The following is a 17,263-nucleotide window of genomic DNA, read 5'->3' as shown; positions in this document are numbered from 1 at the left end:
AGATGGTGCCTGATTTCTTTCTGATGTGCCTTTACGGCGTTTGGTAGGCTTCAGCTTCCTGTCCCTCAACAATAGGTTTAACAATAATTTCTACACGACGATTCAACTGTCGCCCGGCTTCGGTATCATTTGTGGCTCGCGGCTCAAGTTCACCACGGCCCATTGGTACCAGACGTTCTTTCAGCACACCTCGTGACGCAAAGTAGTTTGTTACCGATTGCGCCCGGCGTTCAGAAAGTTGCTGATTATAACTTTCTGAACCTTTGCTGTCGGTATGTCCAATGACATGAATTATCGTTTTCGGATAACGCTGCAACACATCAGCGACTTTATTCAGAGTCGGTTCAAAGGCAGGTTTGATGGCTGAGCTGTCAAAGTCAAAAGAGACTTCATTAGAAATATCAATTTTTAAGGATTCATCCTGCAATTGTTGAATTTGCAATTCATTGCGCGCCTGTTCATCGGCCAGCGCCTGATTCATTTCACGCTGCTGATTATCCATATATCGACCAACACCTGCACCTGCCAGAGTACCTACTGCGGCACCGGCAATAACACCACCAGCTCCATCATCAATCGCGTACCCGATTATTGATCCTGCAGCTGCGCCAATGGCAGCGCCACGCTTAGTTCGCATGTTAGGATCATCTGCGGCACAACCAGACATCATGATTGCGGTTGAGATTGCTGAGACTAATAAAACTTTTTTCATTGTTATGACTCCTCACTATTGCGTTGCATTCTAGACCCTACGTCATATGGTGACTATACTTGTTTTTAATCTTTACATACGAGAACCACTGCTCATGGACCGTGACTTTATTGCTGTCAGAATTGCCATCCTAACGGTTTCAGATACCCGGACTGAATCCGATGATGTATCAGGAAAAACCTTAAAAGACCGTTTGCTTGCTGCAGGCCATGAGCTGGCTGACAAAAAGATTGTTACAGATGATATTTATCAGATACGTTCTGTTATTTCGCAATGGATATGTGACGAAAAGGTGGACGTTATTATCACCACTGGTGGCACAGGACTAACGGGTAGAGATGGCACACCGGAAGCTGTCAGTGTTTTATTTGATAAAGAAATCACCGGTTTTGGTGAGCTGTTCCGGCAGATTTCCTATGACATTATTCGCACATCGACTGTGCAATCCAGAGCAATAGCCGGCGTGGCAAATGGCACGTTTATTTTTTGTCTGCCTGGTTCTTCAGGCGCTTGTAAAAACGCTTGGGATGATATTTTACAATACCAACTGGATGTTCGGCATCGTCCCTGCAATTTTGTTGAACTCATCCCACGATTGCGTGAGACATGATTCAACTGCAATTATTTTCTACCGCTGGTTGTCATTTATGCGAATTAGCGGTGGAGCAAGTTCATAACTTACCAGCTGCTGACAACATTCAATTGCAGATTATCGAAATTGGTGATGATGATCAGCTGGTAGAGCAATATGGCATCCGCATCCCGGTGATTAAATTTTCTGACGATAGTGAATTGAACTGGCCCTTCACACAGCAAGATATTCTGCAGAAAATTGCTGCTGCAGATCTGGAACTTTAAGTCGACTCACCGCTCTTAACTTTACTGTAAGTTAATCGCTCCGGAGTCACTTGATGAAAGCGTTAGTCTGGCCTCTTTTGGTTTTCTGGTCTGTTTCGACACCAATAATTGCCGCCGAATTTCCGGCTATCCCGGGCCAACGTTATGACGTGGGAGGTTACCAGTTACACATCAATTGCACTGGCTCAGGAAGTCCAACCGTTCTGGTGGATGTAGGGCTTGGCGATGATTCTACTGACTGGCTGCCAATTCAGCAGGCAATTTCTCAAAATTCCCGGATTTGTATATTTGATCGTGCCGGCTATGGCTGGAGTGATTTTGGTCCTGCGCCCAGAACCAGCAATAGAATTGCACAAGAACTGGAAATCTTATTAGAGGAAGCCGATATACCTGCTCCATATATTCTGGTTGGACATTCATTTGGTGGATACAATATTCGTATCTTTGCCGCTAACAATCCGGATATGGTTGCCGGCATGGTATTGGTTGACGCATCGCATGAAGATCAATACAACCAGTTTAAAATTAAACTGCCTAATAATTTCAATCGCCGCGGTACGATTATGATTTTGCCCAAATCGACTGACAGCATGGCGCATGCCAATAAGCCACCAATGTTACGTGAACGAGCATTTCATGCTGCCCGAGCAGAAATTTCTGCTCTCGAACAAAGCGCAGTTCAAGTTCAACAGAATTCTGCTATGCCTGTCGTGCCGCTGATTGTCATCAGTCGCGGTAAACCTGAATGGTATGGGGATCTGGTAATGCAGCAACGCGAAAAAACCTGGATTAATCTGCAGCAGGATCTCACGCATTTATCGCCCATCAGCCAACATATGTTTGCCCATCAGAGTGGTCATGCGATTCCCCATGAACAACCCGAAATCATCATTGAAGCCATAGAAAAGGTGCTGACCCAGGCGAACGCCCGCAATATCCTTTAAAAACAGTTATACTGAGCGCTTTTTTTAGCTGGATAACATGACTGTTCTTTACATTGATTCGGATGCTGCGTTAACACAATTTTGCTCGGAAATTCAGCACAGCAAATGGCTGGCCATTGACACGGAATTCCTTCGCGAAAAAACCTATTATCCCCAGTTGTGCCTGATCCAGATTGCCAATGACGATACCATTGCCTGTGTTGATCCCATCGCTATAAAAGATCTCACTCCTTTGCTGGATTTACTTTATCAACCGGATATAACACTGGTTTTTCATGCAGCCCGGCAGGATCTGGAACTGCTGTATCTGTTAAAAAATTCCCTTCCACCAAATCTGTTTGATACCCAGCTGGCCGCGACTATCCTGGGGGATGGCGATCAGATTGGTTATGGCAACCTGGTTAAACAACGTCTTGACGTCAGCCTTGATAAAGCCCATTCCAGAGCCGACTGGACACAGCGTCCATTAAGTCCTGAACAATTGGAATATGCAGCAGATGATGTACGTTATCTGCGCGAGCTTTATCATCAAATGTCTGCCGATCTGGAAAAACAACAGCGTACGGAATGGCTTAAAGAAGATTTTGCCGCCCTGTCCAATGCAGATAATTACGTTGCTGATCCTGAAACAATCTGGCGCAAAATTCGTGGCGCGGGTAAATTAAAAGGTGTTCAACTGGCCATATTACAGCAACTGGCAGCATGGCGTGAACAGCGCGCAATGGAGCGGGATCGCCCAAGGCGTTGGATTCTCAAAGATGAAGTGATGCTGGATCTGGCAAGATTTGCCCCTGAAAAACCGGAAAAACTCAGTCAAATCCGTGGGCTTGAAGCGCGTGATATTGAACGCAGTGGTCGAGCTATTATTGACGTTATCAGCAAAGCCAAACAAACTCCGCCCGAACAATGGCCAATATTGCTTAAACCTGAACCACTGAGCAATCAGCAGGAAGCTCTGATTGATGCATTGATGGCATTATTACGCAAATTCTGTGATGAGCAATCGATCACTCCAATTGCCGTGGCCAGCCGTAAAGACATTGAAAAGCTGGTACGTGGGGATAAAGATCTTACTTTATTAAATGGCTGGCGATATCAAATCGTTGGCCATCACCTGACTGATTTTATCAGTGGTCATCTGTCAGTTACTGCTGATGCACAACAGATTCATACAAAAGAGGTATAGCAACATGTCGGTACTTATCTGTGGCTCATTTGCCTACGACAATATTATGGTTTTTCCAGACCAATTTAAAAATCACATTCTGCCTGATAAAGTGCATATGTTGAATGTGGCGTTTCTTGTACCTGAATTACGCCGTGAATTTGGTGGTTGTGCCGGTAATATTGCTTTCAATATGAAACTGTTGGGTGATGAGCCAGTACCGATGGGAACAGTGGGCAGCGACTTCGCTACCTATGCGGCCTGGATGGATAAATTTTCGATTATCCGTCGTCATGTGCATGTTAAAGACGATCATTTCACTGCACAGGCTTATATCACTACCGATATTGATGATAATCAGATCACTGCTTTTCATCCCGGGGCAATGAACCTGGCTCATGAAACCAAAATCACCGAAGCGCAAAATATCAAGCTGGGCATTATCGCTCCAGATGGTCGTGATGGCATGATTCAACATGCCCAGCAATTTGCGGATGCCGGCATTCCATTTATTTTTGATCCGGGTCAGGGTTTACCGATGTTTGATGGTGAAGATCTGCTGCAATTTGCCAGACAGGCAACGTATATTGCTTTGAATGATTATGAAGCCCAGTTATTTGAAGATAGAACTGGTCTGCCACCCGAAGAAATAGCCAAACTTGTTGAAGCATTAATCATTACCCGTGGCGCTCAGGGCTCACACATCTACACAGAAGGTAAACGTATAGATATCCCATGTGCTAAAGCTGAAAAAGTTGTAGACCCAACTGGTTGTGGGGATGCTTATCGTGCAGGATTATTACACGGTATTTTGCATGGCAAGGATTGGGAAATGACTGGGCGTATCGCCTCGTTATTGGGCGCCATTAAAATTGAACAACATGGCACGCAGAATCATCAATTTACTAGTCAGAGTTTTGCTGAACGGTTTGAACAGAACTTTGGTATGCAATTAAGTTAAATACATTGTAGCTCTGAGACTGCAATCTGGCAGTTTCAGAGCAAATAATAGCTAAGCTGTAATATAAACGCGGCTAACACGCCAGCGATTACATCATCCAGCATAATGCCAAAACCACCATGTAATTTACGGTCGGCCCATGATATTGGCCATGGCTTCCAGATATCAAAGAATCTGAACAATACAAAGCCCAAAAGCATCCACTGCCAACCTGCTGGCGCGGCAATCATCGTCACCAGATAACCAACAATTTCATCCCATACCACAGCAGAAGGATCGTCCTTTTCAAGCCAATTTACTGCTTGCTGACAAATCCAGATCCCGGCGATAAAAGCAACTACCGTAATGAGTAAATAACTTAACAGCCCGACATCTTGTATCAACCAGTAGATGGGTAATGCGACTAATGTACCCATGGTGCCCGGTGCTTTGGGGGATAATCCCGAACCAAAGCCATAGGCCAGCAAACAGGCTGGTCTTTTGAGCAACTGTGAAAAAGTGACCTTATTATGCGAAGTGGTCATAGCCTGCCTTTATTTCTGAGAATGCCTGCCATTCACCTTGGGCATTCTGATAAAACATACCTACATCTTCAGTGATTTCACCAATCACTTGAATCATCTCAGGAAACTGTTGTTTAAGTTTCGCCACATTGCCCGCCGTCGCGGTAAAGCATAATTCGTAATCATCACCACCCGTCAAAGCCAGTTGCGTTGCCATTTCTGTGGGCAATTTTTTTAAGGCATCAGAAAATGGTAAAGCAGATATATCCAGCTTTGCCCCTTTTCCACTCGCATTAAGTATATGATTCAAATCAGCCAATAAACCATCTGAAATATCAATCGCCGCATGTGCTTTGCCGACCAGTTGCTGACCTATTTGATTACGCGGTGTCGGCATTTCCAACCGTTGTAATAGATATTCAAAATCTGTATCAGTTAACAATCCTGTTTCTAGTTGCCCCAATCTAAACTGCAGCCCTGCGGCGGCATCCCCCAGACATCCGGTTACACAAATCAAATCGGTTGATTCAGCAGCACTACGCTGCAATATATTTTGCTTGGCTACATGCCCATGCACCTGAATGGTAATGGTTAATGGACCACGGGTGGTATCCCCGCCCACCAGCTGGATTTGATATTTTTTAGCGATATATGCCAAGCCGGCTGAAAACTGTTTTAACCAGTCATCATTGATTTCAGGCAAGGTTAAGGCCAGAGTGAACCAGGCAGGTTGAGCACCCATAGCGGCCAGATCACTGAGATTGACAGCCAGAGCTTTGATACCCAGACGATACGGATCAACATCGGCAAAAAAATGTATGCCTTGTACCAAGGTATCAATTGAAACTGCCGTATAGGTATCCTGAGGATTGTTTAAAACGGCACAATCATCACCGATCCCCACAATCACATCTTCGCGATGAGTCGTTAACGCATGGAAATACTGCTGAATCAGTGAAAATTCGGGAGAAGGTTTCATTCAAAAAAAGCCCCGTCTGGATGATTTTATCTTTTCGGGGCAGTTAATCAATTCGCTTTTTTCTGAGCGCGAGCGGCTTTGGCAGCCTGATATTCTGGCTGGCGTAAACGGGCGCCCATTTTATCGAGAACCCCGTTAACGTATTTATGGCCCTGTTCACCCCCAAATGATTTGGCCAGTTCAACGGCTTCATTCAAGACCACGCGATACGGAATATCCGGACGGTGCATATATTCAAAAACGGCCAGACGTAATACTGAAATCTCAACAGGGTCAACAGTGGCTAAACTTCTGTCTACCGCATGGGTCAGTTCGGCATCAATGGTATCGATTTCTTTAGTAACACCTTCCACCAGAAGTTGAAAATAGTTTTTGTCGATTTTATTGGCGTATTCCGCCATGACAAAATCCATCGTGTCTTTTTCAGGAGCCTGATTATTGACCAAAGATTGATAAAGCGCTTGCACGGCAGCACGTCGAGCCTGAGTCCGGGGCAGTCCACCAGCCATTTACTTGGCAGCTCCGATTTGGCGCAACACGTTAACCATTTCAATCATGCCCATCGCTGCTTCAGCACCTTTATTACCGGCTTTAGTGCCAGCACGTTCAATCGCCTGTTCGATGGTATCAACAGTCAACACACCAAAAGCAATTGGAATATCCAATTGCAACGTCAGTTGGCCCAGCCCTTTTGAACATTCCCCAGCGACATATTCAAAATGCGGAGTACCACCACGAATCACCGCACCTAATGCAATGATTGCATCATACTTGCCTGTTTTACCCATACGTTGCACAGCCAGCGGGATTTCAACGGCTCCAGGAACGCGGGCAATTTCAATATCTTTTTCCGCAGCACCATGACGTAATAATGTATCTACTGCACCGGCAATCAGATTATCAACAATAAAATCATTGAAACGGCCTGCAACGATACCTACTCGTATGCCTTTTGCGGAAAAGTCACCTGAAAAGGTTTTGATATTGCTCATATTTCAGAAATGTCCAAAAGAAAAAAAAAGATATTGTACTGTGTTTAAAAATGAATGCCTAACAGTCAGTTACAGCCAGCGCTGTTTTTCAGCAGCCGTTTTATTGCCAGTATGCGGTAATCCATCGGCATCAGCTTCAACAACCGTCCATTGATAAGGCGTTTGATCAATTCGCACAGCCGTTAATTGCTCGCCCCAGACCGCGCCACTATCCAATGAAAACAGATTGTCATACTGACCGGTGCCCAGTTGTGACCAATGGCCAAAGACTATTTTGTCATTGACGCTGGCGCGATTGGGCATCATAAACCAAGGCTTCTGATCCTCTGGTTTATCCTTGGGCGCGCCTTTGAATTTCAGCGCCAGGCTGCCGTCTTCATTGCAGTATCGCAGACGTGTAAAACAATTGGTAATGAAGCGTAATCTATCCCAGCCGGTTAACTCAGCAGACCAGCGCTTGGGTTTGTTGCCATACATATGTTTAAAAAATTCACGCCAGTCGTCTGATTGAAGCACCGATTCGACTTCAGCGGCTCTTTCCAATGCCTCATCGATGCTCCACTCAGGAGGTAAGCCAGCATGCACCATTGAAAACTGTAATTCCCTATCATGATAAAACAAGGGTTGTTGGCGTAACCAGTTAATCAATTCATCACTGTCTTCAGCGGTCAAAACCGGTTCAATGGTATCCAGCCGATGAGTGAATTCATTATTTCCCGCAGCGTGGGCCAGCATATGCAAATCATGGTTGCCCAATACGACTTTTGCTGACTGCTCACCTAACTGTCGCACAAACCTGAGGGTGTCTAACGATTTTGGACCACGATTAACCAGGTCACCAGCTAACCAGATTTGATCCTGCTGCGGATCAAATCTCACAACCTCAAGTAATTTGATCAGCTCATCAAAACATCCCTGAACATCACCAATTGCATAGACAGCCATAGGATTAACGAATTAACGGCGACGGTATAACGGAACAGGTCTGAGCACTGTTGCCTGATAACTGTCACTGAAATCATCGAATGCCGCCAGGGCTTGCGTCAGATGGTCAGGGTTGGCCAGTTCAAAACTGTTGATACCGCATTGCGACATATAAAACAGCTGGTCGTATAGCACATCACCCTGGGCACGGATTTCACCTTTAAACTGGTACCTGTCACGCAACAGACGGGCGTAGGAATAGCAACGTCCATCAGTAAATGCTGGAAATAACAGTACAATCAGTTGAAAACGAGCCAAATCCGGCACAATTTCCTCAAGTGGGTCGTCGCCGGAAAGCCGAATGCCCAGACCACCTTCATGCTGGCTCAACGTTTCGTGCTGTTCCTGCCAACGGGTTATTGAAACCGTAATGTTGCCAGCAACCAATGCAGCTTCATCATCAAGATGCTGCCAATTGTCGTCAACGATCTCGCGATCTTTAATGATCTTCTGCATAAACACGCTCCTTGAAAGGATCTACGCCAACACGTCGTACCGTCGCGAGGAAGCTCTCATCTTCATGGCGCAGATCGATATAAGCATCCAATAAATGGGCAACAGTATCGACCACATCCGCTTTTGGAATCGCCCGGCCCAGACGCTCACCAAGTGACGCATCTGCTTCTGAACTTCCACCCAGAGTAAACTGATACCACTCTTCGCCTTTCTTATCGACGCCCAGAATACCTATATGCCCCACGCTTTGATGGGCACAGCCATTCATGCAGCCAGAAAACTTGATTTTGATATCACCCAGATCATGCAGATAATCCAAATCATCAAACCGTTGAGCAATCCCTTTGGATAACGGGATTGAAGTCGCATTGGCCAGACCACAATAATCCAGTCCTGGACAGCAGATAATATCGGTCAGAGTATTAATATTTGGTGTAGCCAAATCCTCTGCATTGAGGCGCAGCCATAAGGCATACAAATCCGCTTGTTTCACATCGGCAAACACCAGGTTTTGAGTGTGAGTGGAACGCACTTCACTAAAGCTGAATTCATCCGCTAAATCTGCTACTACTTCAAGTTGTTCGGAAGTAATATCACCTGGAGCCTGGCCCGGTTTTTTCAATGAAACATAGACCGCACTGTAACCTGGAACTTTATGGTCGGCAGTATTTTGTTTAACCCAAAGGGCAAATTCTTTATCTTGCGCGACTAAATCAGCAAAACTGCTATCAGAATCAGCCGCATCCCGTTCATAAGCCGGCTCAGTAAAATACTGTTTTACCCGTTCAATTTCTTTTGTATCCAGTTTTAACTGATCGCGAATATGTACCCACTCAGCCTCGACCAATTCGCGGATGTGGTTAATACCATGTTCCCGAACCGTGATCTTGATACGGGCTTTATATTTATTATCACGACGACCTAGGCGGTTATAAACACGCACTATGGCTTCGAGATATGACAATAGATCCTGTTTTTCCAGGAAAGGACGAATCTGTTCACCAATGATTGGTGTACGACCTAAACCACCGCCTACAAGGACTTCGAAGCCAACGTCGCCTTCGTGATTTTTTACCAGATGCAAACCGATATCATGCAACTTGGTTGCTGCACGATCTTCTTTTGAGCCTACAACAGCAATTTTAAATTTGCGCGGTAAATAAGCAAACTCAGGGTGGAAGGTAGACCATTGGCGAATCATCTCAGCCCATGGGCGTGGATCTTCTATTTCATTGGCATTCACCCCGGCGAGCTGATCCGAAGTGGTATTACGAATACAATTACCACTGCTTTGAATGGCATGCATCTGGACTGTCGCCAGCTCCGCCAGAATATCTGGCACATCTTCCAGTTTGGGCCAGTTCATTTGAAAATTCTGTCGTGTAGTGAAATGCACAAAGCCTTTATCATAACGGCGTGCAACTTCTGCAATTTTACGAACCTGACGGGATGACATCATGCCGTAAGGAACAGCGACTCGCAGCATCGGAGCATGGATTTGAATATACAAACCATTCATCAGGCGTAACGGACGGAATTGCTCTTCAGTCAATTCACCGGCAAGAAAACGACGGGTCTGATCGCGAAATTGAGCTACCCGCTGATCTATCATCGTTTGATCATACTTATCGTACTGATACATTTATGGTCTCTAAACGGTTTCAATGGACCGCACATTATAACGATGACGACATATAACAGGAAATTATAAATGGCTATATCGTTATTAATTGCCGCCCAAAAAGCCACTAAAGCTAACCAAGTCAGTCCATGATTCATCGACGATAACAATAGCTTGGGAGGATGAATATATCTGAAAACCGATACCTTCTGCGATAAAAGCTTCGCTTCCAGACCGGTCGGACTGATGGGGATTTGCCGACACCACAGATTTGAGATGTGCCATATTACGCAAAAAAACTTACTGCACTGTAAGCAACGCAACCAGATAAAATGGTTACGGCGAATATTGGGTGTCAATTGCACCTTTCTGCTAAACAACAGCCAGTAAACTATTGGATTGAGCTATTGGCGGAGCAAATCGATAATGTCTAAACCAAAGCGTATGCAACAACGAGTGTGGATCATATTTGGCTTTGCCATTCTGATCTTTATGGGCAGTTTTTATGAGCCCGCACCGCAGAATAATCCCCCCGCAACGGCCAGTAATATTGAACAGCTCATTGAACAACGGCAAAGTGATGTTCAAATTGAGGTGTCGGGTACAGTCACCCGGCTACTTTCCGACGACAACGACGGTAGTCGACATCAACGTTTTATTATTGAATTAGCCAGCGGACAAACCCTGTTAATTGTTCACAATATCGATTTGGCACCCAGAATTGACGATATCAGAGAAGGTGATGAAGTCCGTGTTTACGGTGAATATATCTGGAATGATAAGGGCGGCTTAATTCACTGGACCCATCATGATCCGGCCAACCGTCATCCGCATGGCTGGATAAGACATCAGGACAGGCTCTATCAGTAAGGCTATGGAAAACAATCAAATTCTGGAACTAGCCACCAGCTTTCCACCAATTATTGGCACAACACCGAAAATCCTTATTCTCGGTTCCATGCCAGGGCTGGAATCATTAAAACAGCAGCGTTATTACGCCCATCCACGCAATGCGTTCTGGCCAATCATTACGTCGCTTTATGGTCACTCGGAGAAGTTAGACTATTCACAACGCTGTGAGTTATTAAAACAGCAGCAGATTGCTGTGTGGGATGTGTTGAAAAGTTGTTATCGACCGGGGAGCCTGGATCAAAATATTGAAACGCAGTCAATGATTGCTAATGATTTTGTGGCTTTTCTGCAGCTTCATCCATCAGTAACACAAATCTTTTTTAATGGTGGTAAAGCAGAACAGGTCTTCAAACGCTATGTGGCAAAACAACTGGAAGCTGCGAGAATTTCACCGTTATTCCACAGGCTACCCTCCACCAGTCCTGCCCATGCCGCTATGAACTATGAAACAAAACAACGGATTTGGCATCAGGCCTTATCAGGGGCTATTACCCCTTCATAGCCGCCAACAGTGGTGGATATGAAAGATCAGCAAGCCCTAGCGCCACCAATCGGATGATACTGTTGCTAAAGATTCAAAACTTGGCCTGGCAAAATAAAATCCCTGGAATAGTTCAATTCCCATCTCTTGCAAAACGTGCAGTTCATCTGCAGATTCGATACCTTCCGCAATCACGGTAATATCTAAATCATCGCAAACCGCAATAATACCGCGAGTAATGGTCTGCCGGACTTTATCGTTATGAATATTGCGCACCAGGGCCATATCCAGCTTCACCAGATCGGTCTGCATATCTGCCAGCAGGTTCAAACCTGCATAACCGGCGCCAAAATCATCTATCGCCGTGATAAAGCCCTGTTGCTGATAAGACTGGATAATATCCTGCAGATGAGCGTGATCATTTATCTGCTCACCTTCAGTTACTTCAAAAATAATCTGTTCGATGGGAAAATTGTAAATTTCAGCTGCTTCCAGCGTTGTCCTTATACACAGTTCGGGTTTATAAACCGCATTGGGCATAAAGTTGATGCTGAGTTTGCTCTGAATATTGAGCTCTGCTGCAAGTTTGATGGCTTTGACCCGACAGGCCTGGTCAAAACGATAGCGATTATCTTGATTAACGTTCTCAAAAACCTGACCGGCCCCCTGTCCTTCCAAGCCTCGAACAAGAGCCTCCTGTGCATAAACCGTTTGGCTGGTTGTATTGACTATCGGCTGGAATGCCATCGAAAAATCGAAGCCCAATAAACCACTGTTTAAACACTCACCACAACCTATCTTTCGAAAATCTGCTTGTTCTTTCATTATTCACCAATCCCGGTTCCGCAGAATGTAACCTAAATCACTGACTGCTACTCAAACCGGTTCACATTATTCGCAAAAAATTTACAAAGTAACTTTAACAATCCTGTACAAGATTGCAAAAATGAAGGAAGGCTTCAATAACATAAAGCAAACCGCATCCATGTAACGGAAAAATTTAACGGGATTTGAATGATTCAAAAGCGGGAGTTTTAGTAATTGTTGCAGAACAATTGATCATAAAATCAGGCCGCAAGCACGGCCTGATTTATTTGGATTTTACTTCAGCAGATCACTGATATCTTTGGCATCCCAATGCGGGAAGTGCTTACGGATTAAGGCGTTCAATTCAACCTCGAATGCAGTGATATCAGTTGAAGTTGCAGTATCATTGGTGATGCCGCTAATGGCTTCAGTAATCATGCCAGCGCCAATCGTAACATTAGTCAGACGATCAATAATAATAAATGCACCGGTGGTACGATTACGTTTATATGCATCAAACACAACAGGTTTATTTAATGAAAATTCACATAAACCGATTTCATTGAGTTTCAGCTCAGTCACAACATTATGCGCCAGCGTATTTACATCAATCTGATGATCAATTTGTGTCATGACACCTGTACTGTCAGAAACGCCGACCTTGATGTTAAATTGTTTATTAGCCACCAGTGGTTGCTCTGTCATCCATACAACCATGGCTTTAAAACGACTGGATACATGTGGCTGATGATCACGATGCACAATCATATCGCCACGACTGACATCCACTTCATCCTGCAGGGTAACGGTAATTGATTCACCCGGTACGGCATGATCCAGTTCACCGTCGTAAGTGACCAATGCTTTTACTTTGCTTTCTCTACCCGAAGGCAATACTGTGATTTCATCTCCCGGCTTAAGGATACCGGCTGATAAAGTGCCACAGTAGCCACGGAAATTCAGATTCGGTCGGTTGACATATTGCACCGGGAAACGCGCGTCTTCGGTATTGGCATCTTTCCCAATCTCGATATTTTCCAGCAGCTCCATCATGGTGCTGCCCTGATACCAAGACATGTTTTCACTTCTGTTTACTACATTATCACCGTTCAAGGCAGACATCGGTACAAAGTGAATATCTTCAATTTCCAGTTCACGGGCAAATTCGCTATACGCTTTGCGAATATCGTTAAACACCTGTTCGCTGAAATCCATCAAATCCATTTTATTAATGGCCACGATGATATGTTTAATACCCAACAATGAAGCAATAAAACTGTGGCGGCGGGTCTGCGTCTGCATACCATAACGGGCATCAATCAGAATAACCGCCAACTGACAGGTTGACGCACCGGTGGCCATATTACGGGTATATTGTTCATGCCCTGGTGTATCGGCAATGATAAATTTACGTTTGGTCGTAGAGAAATAACGATACGCTACGTCAATGGTAATACCCTGCTCACGTTCGGCCTGTAAACCATCTACCAATAAAGCCAGATCAACCTGATTTCCTGTGGTTCCGGATTTGACACTGTCACGTGTCACTGCTTCCAGCTGATCTTCATAAATCATTTTGGAATCGTGCAACAATCGCCCAATCAGCGTGCTTTTACCGTCATCCACATTACCGCAGGTCAAAAAACGCAGCAGTTCCTTGTTTTCGTGTTGTTTGAGATAGGCTTCGATATCGGTCGCAATCAGCGCATCAGTTTCATATGTCATGTTGAGTGCCTGGTTTAATTATCTTTACGGGTCAAGATGCCAATCAATTTGAGCATCGTATTCAATTCTATTTATTGGTTAGAAAGGAACTTAATAATCCTTTCACCAACAAAATCAGAAATAACCTTCCTGTTTCTTTTTCTCCATCGAGCCGGCTTCATCATGATCGATGGCCCGTCCTTGACGTTCAGAAGTTGTTGTCAGTAGCATTTCCTGAATGATTTCTGGCAAGGTATCGGCATCGGATTTCACCGCACCGGTCAGTGGATAACAGCCCAGTGTGCGGAAACGGACTTTTTCCATCCGGATTTTTTCACCTTCCGGGATACGCATACGGTCATCATCGACCATGATGGTCAGGCCATTGTAATTGACCACTGGACGCTCGGCGGCGTAATACAGCGGTACAATCGGTATCTGTTCCAGATAGATGTATTGCCAGATATCCAGCTCTGTCCAGTTCGACAGCGGGAAAACACGAATGCTTTCACCTTTATTAACTCTGCTGTTGTAAATGTTCCATAGCTCAGGGCGTTGTGCTTTAGGATCCCAGCGATGGTTTTTATCGCGAAATGAATATACACGCTCTTTGGCACGAGACTTTTCTTCATCTCGTCGAGCACCACCAAAAGCCGCATCAAAGCCATGTTTACTCAGCGCCTGTTTCAAAGCATCCGTTTTCATGATGTCTGTATAGCGAGGATGGTCGAATGGGTTGATACCCGCTTCAACACCTTCCTGATTGGTATGTACGATAAGGTCCAATCCCAGCTCTTTTGCGCGCTGATCACGGAACCTGACCATTTCCTGAAACTTCCAGGTGGTATCAATATGCATCAACGGAAATGGCGGCTTGCCTGGATAAAATGCTTTCATGGCCAGATGCAGCATGACAGCAGAATCCTTACCAATTGAATATAGCATGACCGGATTTTCAAACTCAGCGGCCACTTCACGCATAATATGAATACTTTCGGCTTCGAGCTGTTTTAAGTGTGTCAGTTGTTTTTCAGTCATAATTTTTCTCTGTTACTTAGCCTTTACGTGTAAGCCACATTCTTTGGTTTCAGGATTTTCCCACCACCAGCGACCAGCCCGGATATCTTCGCCTGGGGTAATCGCTCTGGTACATGGCGCACAGCCAATACTGGCATATCCCTGATTATGTAATTCATTAAATGGAACATCAAAAGCGCGGATATATTTCCATACTTCGCCATTTGACCAGTCCGTCAGTGGACTGAATTTCTGTAACTCATGGTCTGCATCCCATTCAGATACCGGTAACTCATTTCGAGTAACCGACTGTGAGCGACGCATTCCCGTCAGCCAGGCCTTTTTACCAGCCAAAGCACGATTTAACGGTGCAACTTTGCGTATTCCACAGCATTGTTTTCGCAGGTCGACACTGTCATAAAATGCGTTTGGTCCATTATGTGTCACAAACTGTTCAATACTCAGGGTATCGGGATAATAAACCTCAACCTCAAGCTGATAGTGCTTTTTAGCCTGCTGCATTAAATCATAGGTTTCTTTGGGCAGTCGACCTGTATCCAAAGTGAAGATGCCGATTTGCGGTGCAAATTTGGCAATCAAATCCATTAACACCATATCTTCAGCGCCATAACTGGTCGCCAAGACTGCAGGGCTATAATCAGCCTCAATCTGCTCCAGCAACTGTTTTACAGCATCAATTTTCAGTTGAAGCTTTTCATTAATTTCTGTCATTTTGAATTACTTTTTCATTCGTTTAGTTTGTTAAAGCAAACATTTGATCCCAACCATTAATAAAATGATTGCCAGCAACGGCCGTAAAATCTTATCTGAGATTCTCACCCCCAGATGTGAGCCAATATAAATGCCTGGTAACGATCCCATCAGCAAATAAGATAATAATGACCAATCTACCGTGCCCACTGCAGAATGGCCTAATCCGGCCACTGCCGTTAAAGGAACAGCATGTGCGATATCGGTTGCCACAATTTCGACACCACGCATCTTCGGATAAAGAAATAATAAAACAACCGCTCCCAATGCGCCGGCCCCTACCGAAGATAATGTCACCATCACCCCTAACAAAGCACCGATAATGACGGTTGCCGGCGCCTTCAAGGCTTCATCCTGTCGTAAACGATATAGATAATTCACTAAAGGATGCCCCTGACGTGCTTTCATTATCCCGGCCAGCCAGTTTTTCAGCAGTAATGCACTAGACGTTAAAATCAAAGCGATGCCCAGAGCAACCGTTATCAGATCATTGTGCTTACCTTCATGAACACCGGTTGCACTGAGAAACCATAAAGTCAGCAAGGTAGCTGGTAGACTCCCTGCAGCAAGCCGCCAGACCACACGCCAATGCACCACGCCATGACGCCAATAAGCCCAGATACCACCTGCTTTAGTTACTGCCGCAAACAATAAATCTGTCCCTACAGCGATTGCAGGTTGGATACCATACCCAAAAATCAGAATTGGGGTCATCAACGATCCGCCACCAACGCCTGTCATCCCGACCATAATGCCTACGCCCAGGCCTGCCAGCAAATAACCCCATTCCATTAATAAATTGACCTTTACCCTGCTTAGTTTGCAGCAAGTTTACCAGTTGGCAATATTCAATCAATGAATATTATTTTCTATCTATATAACTTATGAGAATATAAAGAAATCCTTGCCATTTGAACTGAGAGCCAATCTTTAACATAGCCTTAACCTAAATTGACTGACACTGCTAATTGTTCACATTTCTTTCACGGTGTATAGACGAAGCTCTAACTCCAACTCCACTCTGGGATGAGAGGCTGAAGATGACAACTTATAGAATCTTGTTAGTTATGACAGCAGCATGTTCTGCATTGATAACATCTTTTTTTATTAATCCTGCCGATTCAAACCGGGTGTTTGAGCCTGCACAGATTATTTTTCCACCGGCTTCGATTCAAGCGCCGGAAACCTCTGATAATGAGGTTATAGAAAATGCAGATCCACTCACTTTGGCCATAAAAGTGTGTTTTCAAGATAAATGTGAATACCTGGCACAGTCTGAGATGCAAAATATTTTAACCCGGGAAGGTGAATCTATGGCTGAAAGCGAACAGTATCAAACAACTGTGCCTTTCCAGCTTCCTCAGCAAGGTGTTCCAATCATTGAAATGTAAAACGT

At 44.8% G+C, this 17,263-nt stretch carries 21 protein-coding genes; 8 read left to right on the top strand and 13 right to left on the bottom strand.

The features are described 5' to 3' along the window. Positions 1-31: 31 nt before the first annotated feature. A complete protein-coding gene (locus tag B4F66_RS07405) occupies positions 32-712 on the bottom strand; it encodes a YiaD family glycine zipper/OmpA-like lipoprotein (protein WP_292357804.1) in 681 nt (226 codons plus the stop codon). A 94-nt stretch (positions 713-806) separates the two neighbouring features. Here B4F66_RS07405 and moaB point away from each other — a divergent pair, with 94 nt between their 5' ends. Genes moaB through B4F66_RS07380 form a run of 5 tightly spaced genes read left to right on the top strand, consistent with a single transcriptional unit; the run spans position 807 to position 4,640 of the window. Then, the gene (moaB, locus tag B4F66_RS07400) at positions 807-1,322 is read left to right on the top strand and encodes a molybdenum cofactor biosynthesis protein B (protein WP_292357802.1); all 516 of its coding nucleotides are present in this window, start codon (positions 807-809) and stop codon (positions 1,320-1,322) included. Continuing rightward, the gene (locus B4F66_RS07395; RefSeq protein ID WP_292357801.1) at positions 1,319-1,570 is read left to right on the top strand and encodes a glutaredoxin family protein; all 252 of its coding nucleotides are present in this window, start codon (positions 1,319-1,321) and stop codon (positions 1,568-1,570) included. The genes moaB and B4F66_RS07395 overlap by 4 nt, the downstream gene beginning before the upstream one ends. Positions 1,571-1,623: 53 nt before the next feature. After that, positions 1,624-2,514, top strand: a complete 891-nt coding sequence (locus B4F66_RS07390; RefSeq protein ID WP_292357799.1) for an alpha/beta fold hydrolase — start codon at positions 1,624-1,626, stop codon at positions 2,512-2,514. 37 nt (positions 2,515-2,551) lie between these two features. Continuing rightward, positions 2,552-3,700, top strand: a complete 1,149-nt coding sequence (rnd, locus tag B4F66_RS07385; RefSeq protein ID WP_292357797.1) for a ribonuclease D — start codon at positions 2,552-2,554, stop codon at positions 3,698-3,700. Positions 3,701-3,704: 4 nt separating this feature from the next. Continuing rightward, a complete protein-coding gene (locus tag B4F66_RS07380) occupies positions 3,705-4,640 on the top strand; it encodes a carbohydrate kinase family protein (protein ID WP_292357795.1) in 936 nt (311 codons plus the stop codon). Between the two features lie 35 nt (positions 4,641-4,675). On the opposite strand, the gene B4F66_RS07375 is transcribed toward B4F66_RS07380, so the two are convergent. From B4F66_RS07375 to B4F66_RS07345, 7 genes are all read right to left on the bottom strand, one after another. Next, a complete protein-coding gene (locus B4F66_RS07375; protein ID WP_292357793.1) occupies positions 4,676-5,164 on the bottom strand; it encodes a phosphatidylglycerophosphatase A family protein in 489 nt (162 codons plus the stop codon). Then, positions 5,148-6,122 carry a thiamine-phosphate kinase gene (gene thiL, locus B4F66_RS07370; protein WP_292357791.1) on the bottom strand — a complete coding sequence of 325 codons (975 nt, stop codon included), beginning with the start codon at positions 6,120-6,122 and terminating at the stop codon, positions 5,148-5,150. Before thiL ends, B4F66_RS07375 begins: the two co-directional genes overlap by 17 nt. Before the next feature lie 47 nt (positions 6,123-6,169). Then, on the bottom strand, positions 6,170-6,631 hold the full coding sequence (gene nusB / locus B4F66_RS07365) for a transcription antitermination factor NusB (protein WP_292357789.1): 462 nt from the start codon (positions 6,629-6,631) through the stop codon (positions 6,170-6,172). Next, complete coding sequence (gene ribH, locus B4F66_RS07360) at positions 6,632-7,114, bottom strand: 6,7-dimethyl-8-ribityllumazine synthase (RefSeq protein WP_292357787.1); 483 nt, start codon at positions 7,112-7,114, stop codon at positions 6,632-6,634. Between the two features lie 69 nt (positions 7,115-7,183). Beyond that, positions 7,184-8,059 carry a symmetrical bis(5'-nucleosyl)-tetraphosphatase gene (locus tag B4F66_RS07355; protein WP_292357785.1) on the bottom strand — a complete coding sequence of 292 codons (876 nt, stop codon included), beginning with the start codon at positions 8,057-8,059 and terminating at the stop codon, positions 7,184-7,186. A 12-nt stretch (positions 8,060-8,071) separates the two neighbouring features. Next, the gene (locus B4F66_RS07350) at positions 8,072-8,554 is read right to left on the bottom strand and encodes a DUF934 domain-containing protein (RefSeq protein ID WP_292357783.1); all 483 of its coding nucleotides are present in this window, start codon (positions 8,552-8,554) and stop codon (positions 8,072-8,074) included. Continuing rightward, positions 8,538-10,196: a nitrite/sulfite reductase gene (locus B4F66_RS07345; RefSeq protein WP_292357781.1), complete on the bottom strand. Its 1,659-nt coding sequence runs from the start codon at positions 10,194-10,196 to the stop codon at positions 8,538-8,540. The genes B4F66_RS07350 and B4F66_RS07345 overlap by 17 nt, the downstream gene beginning before the upstream one ends. A gap of 405 nt (positions 10,197-10,601) precedes the next feature. On the opposite strand from B4F66_RS07345, the gene B4F66_RS07340 reads away from it, so the two are divergent. Both B4F66_RS07340 and B4F66_RS07335 read left to right on the top strand, forming a co-directional pair. Continuing rightward, complete coding sequence (locus tag B4F66_RS07340) at positions 10,602-11,045, top strand: DUF3465 domain-containing protein (protein ID WP_292357780.1); 444 nt, start codon at positions 10,602-10,604, stop codon at positions 11,043-11,045. A gap of 4 nt (positions 11,046-11,049) precedes the next feature. Further along, positions 11,050-11,589: a DNA-deoxyinosine glycosylase gene (locus tag B4F66_RS07335; protein ID WP_292357779.1), complete on the top strand. Its 540-nt coding sequence runs from the start codon at positions 11,050-11,052 to the stop codon at positions 11,587-11,589. Between the two features lie 36 nt (positions 11,590-11,625). Here B4F66_RS07335 and B4F66_RS07330 read toward each other — a convergent pair whose 3' ends face one another. From B4F66_RS07330 to B4F66_RS07310, 5 genes are all read right to left on the bottom strand, one after another. Then, on the bottom strand, positions 11,626-12,393 hold the full coding sequence (locus B4F66_RS07330) for an EAL domain-containing protein (RefSeq protein WP_292357778.1): 768 nt from the start codon (positions 12,391-12,393) through the stop codon (positions 11,626-11,628). Positions 12,394-12,669: 276 nt separating this feature from the next. Further along, on the bottom strand, positions 12,670-14,100 hold the full coding sequence (gene cysN, locus B4F66_RS07325; RefSeq protein WP_292357776.1) for a sulfate adenylyltransferase subunit CysN: 1,431 nt from the start codon (positions 14,098-14,100) through the stop codon (positions 12,670-12,672). 114 nt (positions 14,101-14,214) lie between these two features. Continuing rightward, positions 14,215-15,117: a sulfate adenylyltransferase subunit CysD gene (gene cysD / locus B4F66_RS07320; protein ID WP_292357774.1), complete on the bottom strand. Its 903-nt coding sequence runs from the start codon at positions 15,115-15,117 to the stop codon at positions 14,215-14,217. Positions 15,118-15,129: 12 nt separating this feature from the next. Next, positions 15,130-15,828 (bottom strand): phosphoadenylyl-sulfate reductase, encoded by a 699-nt coding sequence (locus B4F66_RS07315; RefSeq protein ID WP_292357773.1) that lies wholly within the window; start codon positions 15,826-15,828, stop codon positions 15,130-15,132. A gap of 30 nt (positions 15,829-15,858) precedes the next feature. Further along, complete coding sequence (locus B4F66_RS07310) at positions 15,859-16,659, bottom strand: sulfite exporter TauE/SafE family protein (RefSeq protein WP_292357771.1); 801 nt, start codon at positions 16,657-16,659, stop codon at positions 15,859-15,861. Positions 16,660-16,907: 248 nt separating this feature from the next. Here B4F66_RS07310 and B4F66_RS07305 point away from each other — a divergent pair, with 248 nt between their 5' ends. Further along, positions 16,908-17,258 carry a hypothetical protein gene (locus tag B4F66_RS07305; protein WP_292357769.1) on the top strand — a complete coding sequence of 117 codons (351 nt, stop codon included), beginning with the start codon at positions 16,908-16,910 and terminating at the stop codon, positions 17,256-17,258. Positions 17,259-17,263: the final 5 nt, after the last annotated feature.

Source organism: Methylophaga sp. UBA3603, from assembly GCF_002375335.1.
In the GTDB taxonomy this organism is placed as follows: Bacteria; Pseudomonadota; Gammaproteobacteria; order Nitrosococcales; family Methylophagaceae; genus Methylophaga.
Note: the sequence above shows the minus strand (reverse complement) of the source record. Positions and strands in the feature narration are given on the sequence as shown.

Coding starts and splice junctions, on each gene's coding strand:
- B4F66_RS07405 (WP_292357804.1), bottom strand. CDS start 712: ATGAAAAAAGTTTTATTAGTCTCAGCAATCTCAACCGCAATCATGATG.
- moaB (WP_292357802.1), top strand. CDS start 807: ATGGACCGTGACTTTATTGCTGTCAGAATTGCCATCCTAACGGTTTCA.
- B4F66_RS07395 (WP_292357801.1), top strand. CDS start 1,319: ATGATTCAACTGCAATTATTTTCTACCGCTGGTTGTCATTTATGCGAA.
- B4F66_RS07390 (WP_292357799.1), top strand. CDS start 1,624: ATGAAAGCGTTAGTCTGGCCTCTTTTGGTTTTCTGGTCTGTTTCGACA.
- rnd (WP_292357797.1), top strand. CDS start 2,552: ATGACTGTTCTTTACATTGATTCGGATGCTGCGTTAACACAATTTTGC.
- B4F66_RS07380 (WP_292357795.1), top strand. CDS start 3,705: ATGTCGGTACTTATCTGTGGCTCATTTGCCTACGACAATATTATGGTT.
- B4F66_RS07375 (WP_292357793.1), bottom strand. CDS start 5,164: ATGACCACTTCGCATAATAAGGTCACTTTTTCACAGTTGCTCAAAAGA.
- thiL (WP_292357791.1), bottom strand. CDS start 6,122: ATGAAACCTTCTCCCGAATTTTCACTGATTCAGCAGTATTTCCATGCG.
- nusB (WP_292357789.1), bottom strand. CDS start 6,631: ATGGCTGGTGGACTGCCCCGGACTCAGGCTCGACGTGCTGCCGTGCAA.
- ribH (WP_292357787.1), bottom strand. CDS start 7,114: ATGAGCAATATCAAAACCTTTTCAGGTGACTTTTCCGCAAAAGGCATA.
- B4F66_RS07355 (WP_292357785.1), bottom strand. CDS start 8,059: ATGGCTGTCTATGCAATTGGTGATGTTCAGGGATGTTTTGATGAGCTG.
- B4F66_RS07350 (WP_292357783.1), bottom strand. CDS start 8,554: ATGCAGAAGATCATTAAAGATCGCGAGATCGTTGACGACAATTGGCAG.
- B4F66_RS07345 (WP_292357781.1), bottom strand. CDS start 10,196: ATGTATCAGTACGATAAGTATGATCAAACGATGATAGATCAGCGGGTA.
- B4F66_RS07340 (WP_292357780.1), top strand. CDS start 10,602: ATGTCTAAACCAAAGCGTATGCAACAACGAGTGTGGATCATATTTGGC.
- B4F66_RS07335 (WP_292357779.1), top strand. CDS start 11,050: ATGGAAAACAATCAAATTCTGGAACTAGCCACCAGCTTTCCACCAATT.
- B4F66_RS07330 (WP_292357778.1), bottom strand. CDS start 12,393: ATGAAAGAACAAGCAGATTTTCGAAAGATAGGTTGTGGTGAGTGTTTA.
- cysN (WP_292357776.1), bottom strand. CDS start 14,100: ATGACATATGAAACTGATGCGCTGATTGCGACCGATATCGAAGCCTAT.
- cysD (WP_292357774.1), bottom strand. CDS start 15,117: ATGACTGAAAAACAACTGACACACTTAAAACAGCTCGAAGCCGAAAGT.
- B4F66_RS07315 (WP_292357773.1), bottom strand. CDS start 15,828: ATGACAGAAATTAATGAAAAGCTTCAACTGAAAATTGATGCTGTAAAA.
- B4F66_RS07310 (WP_292357771.1), bottom strand. CDS start 16,659: ATGGAATGGGGTTATTTGCTGGCAGGCCTGGGCGTAGGCATTATGGTC.
- B4F66_RS07305 (WP_292357769.1), top strand. CDS start 16,908: ATGACAACTTATAGAATCTTGTTAGTTATGACAGCAGCATGTTCTGCA.